This is a genomic window from candidate division WOR-3 bacterium (genome assembly GCA_016926475.1).
In the GTDB taxonomy this organism is placed as follows: Bacteria; SDB-A; SDB-A; order SDB-A; family SDB-A; genus JAFGIG01.
In genome coordinates this window covers 1-6,161 of sequence record JAFGON010000059.1, presented here as the reverse complement: position 1 = coordinate 6,161, position 6,161 = coordinate 1, and the positions used below count along the sequence as shown (strand labels likewise).

Sequence of the window (6,161 nt, the reverse complement as noted above, 5' to 3'; positions counted from 1 at the left end):
TAGTTCGCAGCTGTGCTGTGAACTTATGAAGTAAGCGGGAGGGAATGGTTTACCGAAGGTGAAGCACATCCCTCCCTCTCCGAAAATTTTCTATATTGATTTATCGGATATCTAAACTTCCCCCCAAACATATTTTTGCCGTTTTTATTTAGATTGATTTCATGAAAATTTTTGGTATAAATTTGGCAGAGTATGGCAACCGGACACGCCGCTACAGGAGTTGTTTTGCGCCATCAAAAATAAAAATGAAAAAAACAGTTAAAGTCAACGATAAAATGCAGCAAAACTATATTTATGAACTTTCAGAAAAACCCGGTGATAATTTTGACCCAAACTTTAATCCGGATTTGACTCCAAAAGAAATGTTGGAGCTTGGCGTGTTTGGCGGAAAGTATATGACAGATTGCCGGGATGAATTCCCCGTTGATTGGTTTGTCAACGCAAAGTTATGCCCCGAAAGACATGATCCAAAATTAAATTTCTTCCATGTAAACGCAAGCCAGCCCCTGTATGTCTGGCGGCAAAAGGGCTGGATACACCCGGATGACCCGAGGGGTTGGTTCCAGTGGTATTGCCGATATTACATGGGCAGAAGACATGAAGATGACATAAGACAGATCAAACGCTGGAAAGCGATGAAAAGGCATATTACCCAGGTAAAAAAAAATTGCATCCCGGAAGATTTCAACTGCAGAAAAAAACAAAGACAAGCTCTGTTGCATTGGTCGTATGACAGCAGAAAATTATAAAAAATCAAAACTCAAGGACGAAAACTTTAAAATTTTGACGAAGTGTAACACCCATGGAAAAAAGATCGCTTTTTTTTCGATAAGACTTGGGGCTGGAACCTGTGCGTAAGAGTTTTCAGAATATACCAGGGTTGTTTATTGATTCAATGATTCTGATTTCATCTGAGGAGAGACCGTATATTTTATAGATCAACAGGTCAATATCATTTTCAAATTTGCCGATAGCAAAAGAACTCTCCCCATGTGGCGTCTCGAGAATTTTTTCGACGACAGAAACGACCCGTAGCATATCTCTTTTAGAGACCTTTTTAACGGGAATTTCCGAGAGGGGTTTTTGATACAGTTCCAAATTACACCCCTTTCTCTTTCCTTTGCTGTAAAGCCATACATAGTATAATTTGGAATTGAGAATGGCTAAAATGTATTTCAAAGGGAATGCCCTGTCCTTCTCTGTTATGAAATATACATCCGCGCTGGCGTACCATGGAATTTTGTTGTATCCGAAGGTATTTTTCGGACTTCTCTGAGGGACGACGATTTTTTCGCCTTCAAAATCCAAGCCTCTCGGCCTGTGGAGATAAGGAGAATTAGATGAAGAATTGTCCAATATTTTTTTGTACTTCTCAAGATGGTTTTTTATTTTATCACAATTCAAATTGTCTGATTTTTTATCAGCGTAAATGACCTTTTCACGGCTCAACTGTTCTGTATACCACCTGAAAATTGAACTGTTTTTAAACCACGGTTTAAGAATACCCCTTTCTTTTTCATCCAAATTCAATCCCGATACTTCAGCATCCGAGAGGACATATATTCCCTCCCCCTTTTTTGCTTTTATGCCAAAGCGATCTATGTGCTTTTTGGTGACTTTATCGGCTCCGGTGACAATCCCCTGGTTTATGTTGCAAATAAGATCAAGCCGCACCGAATCGATTTCGATTTTACAGAAAATCCTCTGAAGGAGTTTTTCGTTATTGCCAAAAAAAACTTTAGTGCCAGTTCTGATATAGGATTCATTTCCTTCGTATAAGTCTTTTTGCTTTATTTTGCTGTAAAGTGTTTCAGAATCATTTCCATCAAGAATTTTCATCAGGATTCGAGAAGTCGCGAATCCTTTCCTTTGAGTTTTGCTGACCCGCGCAAGAGCTTCGTCGTTTTTGCCCTTTTCCAAAACCGTTATCATATTATGTTGACCTTGGGCTGAATTAAAAATTTTCAATCCGTTAAAATCCGTCATACTCCTGACAATGGCTCTGTTTTTTAAATCGAACCTAAGCTTTTTTGCGCCGGTGGCGGTAGGAAAATAATCGGTCGTTATAAAGGCGATTATCCCTTTTTCCTTGACAACGTTCAGAGCGAGGTGAAAAAAGAAGTAGAAATAATCCATCTTTCCAGAGTAAAATGCACTGAGTTTCCCCTTTTTTACGGTTCTGAAAACCTCTTTGTTGCCTCTCTCGCCTATATATGGCGGATTACCTATTATAATGTCAAATCCGTTTTTTTCACCAAAGACTTCGGGAAATTGCTCCCTGAAATCAAACTTATGGGTTTTAAACATTTCATCTGAACAGTCACCTCCGGACAGCAGGGAATTTCCTGTTTTGATTTTAAAGTCAATATTTTTAAACTTTTCTAAATTCCTTTTTTTTGAATTTCGATAAATTTTTGAAACTTTCAAATCTCCGGCAAGGCGGAGGAGCAGACGAATTTTTGTCATCTCAACTGCTTGACCGTCTATGTCGACTCCGTAGATGCAATTTTCAATAGCGTGTTTCGTCAGATCGCATAAACTTCTTCCCCCTTCAGACCTGTCAAAAATTTTCTCATTTTCATCCGAAATCAAATAAGGAGTGAGAAAGTGCCTTAAACCGACTATAAGGCTCAGCATGCCTGAAACGAAAGCCCCTGAACCAACTCCAGGATCGCAGACGCGAATTCGGTCTAATAATCCGTCAATTTCCCTCGCGCGTTTAATTACTCTTTCAAGCAATTTACAATTTTCAAATCCGAAACGATGTTGACCTCCTTGAAGCATTTTTAGCCTGAATTGAGAAAGAGGCTCGGAACATTCAATTAAATTTTCTATGTCTCCGGTCTTGATCATTGCATTCATGTTCGACGTTAAGTAGTTTTTCAAACTTTCACGGCACATATATTTGACAATAGTTTGGGGTGTGTAAAAAGTTCCGCTTTTCTTTCTAATTTTGAGTTCTTTGAGATTTTCAAAAGCTTGACCGAGCACTTCAGGGGTTATTGACATACTAATTTCATTTATTTCGTCGTCCTTTAACTTATAGTTATAACGCCCAAAAAAATCCAGTATGCCGTCTCCAATAAACTTGTCTTTCGTCGCGTTTAAACTGGAGAACATATCATTGGGAATTCGGATATTGTTATGTAGCGTGTTGTCAAACTCCTTGTGTTTAAACAAAAGACGGTGAAAAAGGGGAATAGAGTTTTCTGGATTATGAATCTTCCCGTTTGAAGATTCACTCAGGGCTATTTTTTTTAGCGTTGGTAGCAATACATCTCTGTAATAATTTCCATTCTCTTTCAGGTTTTTTTCAAAAAGATTTTTAAGGGATTTTTCATATCCTTCACTTCGGTCTCCGCAAACGAAAAATCCTTTTTTTTCCAGAATGAACAAGAACAAGAGGTCAGTCAACAGGCTTATTACAAATTCAGAAACATCCATATTCGCTTTCTTTCGACTTTCCGGGTATCTCCGTAACTCATCTTGTATTGATTGTTCAAGACTAATACAAAAACTTTTGAATTTCTCCAAAAAATCCTTCCGTATTCTCCTTCCATCGAAAGCGTTTTTCAAATCATTCAAAGCAACACACTTTCTCGACTTTAAAAGAGGTGTTAAAAATTTTTGCGAAGCGCAACTGCTTTCGTATTTCCCGGCTGAGCACCAGTAAAAACATTCGATATTATTACTTTTGCTGGATTGGACGAATGACAACATCCAGGAATCCGCACACGGCAATACAAAAGCCGCTATAAAAGGTTTTTTTAACTTCTTGTTCCGGGAATCGGCTACATATCGGGAGATGAAATATTCCAACGCTGAATAAAAGTATTCTGAAGATAAATCCTCTTTTATCCTTACAATGATAATTTCAGCGTTTTGGCCTTTATTGGTTTTTCTTATTACCTCATAGCTATGGATGAATCCATAATCTTCTATGGCTGTTATGTCCGTAGCATAGGAAAAGGAATTTTTTTGGAAATTTTTAAACAAATTATCGACGAGAAAGATGAATCCTTCTCTTTCGAAAGGACTCTGCAGAATTTTAACTACAAGCTCTTTAAATTTTTCTGTATTCATATTTCTGTAATATCAGCACAATCTCTGTAGAAATGATAAAATCAGTGATGCGAAGTGTCAAAGAAAGTTGAAAACCAAACTGTCTGAATATTTTTATAAAAGAAAACCGCTCTGATCCAAGCCGTCATAAACCGGCAGAACGGAAAATAGTAAAACCTCTTCGGTGTGTTGAATATGTTTATGAAAACCTATTCAAAAAAACTTTTCAACAACTGTGGCAAATTCTCCGGATGATCACAGACCAAGGGATTTAAAAAAGGTTGTCCGCTTTCTTCCATGAGCTGTTGCCCTTTCTCAGAAAGTAAAAGCGCTATAAATTCATAAGCCATTTCCCGGTTCTGTCCACTTTTAATGGAGGCAATACCGTAAACCACAGGTTCACCTTTCATATCTTTGTAAACCTTTTCAGGGTCGATCTCAGCCAATATTTTTATTGTAGCGTTTTGATAAAAATCTTCATATAAAAATTCGGCTCCTTCAATTTGCCCTATCGAGCCGAGATTGATTGCAGGGTGAAGGTCAATATAATTCAAATCGTGCTGGACAGCGACAGATCTGTATTCAAAAGCATAGTCGAGGTCTCCGGACTGAAGGGAACTGATGAGGTCAACTGATTTGGTCCTGACGATTTCCTGGCTCTTGCCAGGTCTGGCGTCTGTGTTCTCACCCCCCGATCTTCCCCTTTCCTCTTCTGAACCCGGAATTAAAACATCATAGAGCATTTCGGCTTCAGGATCCGCCTCGAGACCGAAATCAAACGCCCTTTCAAAATACACGAGCTCGGCAAGCTGGATAACCATCAGGGATCTGTATCCGCAAGGATCGTCATCCGGGTTGCTGTGCCCATAGCTGACCGGCTCATTTTTTAAGACTTCATACCATGTCCTTGTTCCGTTATGAATTTCTTCGGAAAACGGAGCTCCATCGCGATAGCAAAGAACCAATTCATTCCTGGCGAAAGCAATATACCAATCAGCGAGATCCTTCTCGTAGAGCCTGCTGGGGATAAGTTTGTAATCTGCTGAAGCCATAATGTCGGGAGGAACCTCACCCGCTTCGACCACTGTTATTATCTTGTTTATCAGTCCAGCGCTTCCCCCGGACTCTATTATAATTTCGACATTTGGGTGGTCTTTTTGAAATTCTGCTTTGAGACTTTCAAAAGGAACCGAAAGGCTACCCGCATGATAAATACTTAGAACAGTGGGCTGTAACTCAGCCATTTCTGGTTTTTTTGAACAGCCCCAAACAGCACTCATAAGAGTGATCAGAAGTATAAAAACCTTGATCGAACTAGCTTTCCTCATAAATTCCTCCTTTTCTCAGAATACGTTGACAGCTGAAGCCTTAAAAATTATCCATACGGTCTGCCCTTTTGAAATGGCGAATTCTTCCAGGGCTGAAAGGGTCACCAAGCATATAAATTCCTGACCCGCGAATACTTTAATAAGCGCATAAAAACCTCTGTGTGAAATATCTTCAACAGTCCCTTTAAGGCAATTACGGGCGGTCGAGTGTATTTTTTCACGGGAAAGGATAATCTCTTCGGGTCTTATAGAACAGTTGATTTCTCCTTTTTTTTCAGTCACAACGATTATTTGAGTACCTCCAATATCTACCAGTGAATATCCGTTTTCTGTGGTTGTTATTTTTCCCTTGAAAACATTTCTGGAGAGAGCGAAATCAGCTACAAATTCGTTTTTCGGGCTCTTCATGATCTCTTGTGGGCTTCCAGTCTGAACCAAAAAACCTTTATTAAGGACAGCGACCCTTTCTCCCAAAACGATAGCTTCTTCAAAGTCATGCGTGACGTGGATAACCGTAATTTGAAACTCTTCATGGATTTGCTTTAAAAATGCTCTCATTTTCTCCCTATTGTTTGGGTCGAGTGCGTTCATTGGTTCATCAAGCAAAAGAACATCAGGTTCAGTGACGAGTGCTCTGGCGAGAGCGCATCGTTGTTTTTCTCCTCCGCTGAGAGTTTTAGGACTCCTTTTCAGAAGATCTGAAATTGCTGTAGCTTTCGCCGCTGATAAGATTTTTTCCTTAATTTTTTTTGCTGGTATTTTCTTCAACTT

Annotated in this window: 4 protein-coding genes; 1 reads left to right on the top strand and 3 read right to left on the bottom strand. The window is 39.2% G+C overall.

Annotation, left to right across the window (positions count from 1 at the left end; all coding sequences use genetic code 11):
* Window positions 1–245: 245 nt before the first annotated feature.
* A complete protein-coding gene (locus JXA84_06130; protein ID MBN1150781.1) occupies window positions 246–749 on the top strand; it encodes a hypothetical protein in 504 nt (167 codons plus the stop codon).
* A gap of 115 nt (window positions 750–864) precedes the next feature.
* Here JXA84_06130 and JXA84_06125 read toward each other — a convergent pair whose 3' ends face one another.
* The 3 genes from JXA84_06125 to JXA84_06115 form a co-directional block, all read right to left on the bottom strand.
* Window positions 865–4,083: an Eco57I restriction-modification methylase domain-containing protein gene (locus JXA84_06125; protein MBN1150780.1), complete on the bottom strand. Its 3,219-nt coding sequence runs from the start codon at window positions 4,081–4,083 to the stop codon at window positions 865–867.
* A gap of 188 nt (window positions 4,084–4,271) precedes the next feature.
* Window positions 4,272–5,390 (bottom strand): tungstate ABC transporter substrate-binding protein WtpA, encoded by a 1,119-nt coding sequence (gene wtpA, locus JXA84_06120; protein ID MBN1150779.1) that lies wholly within the window; start codon window positions 5,388–5,390, stop codon window positions 4,272–4,274.
* Window positions 5,391–5,405: 15 nt separating this feature from the next.
* Window positions 5,406–6,161 (bottom strand): ABC transporter ATP-binding protein (locus JXA84_06115; protein ID MBN1150778.1); only part of this gene is annotated, 756 nt, incomplete at its 5' end.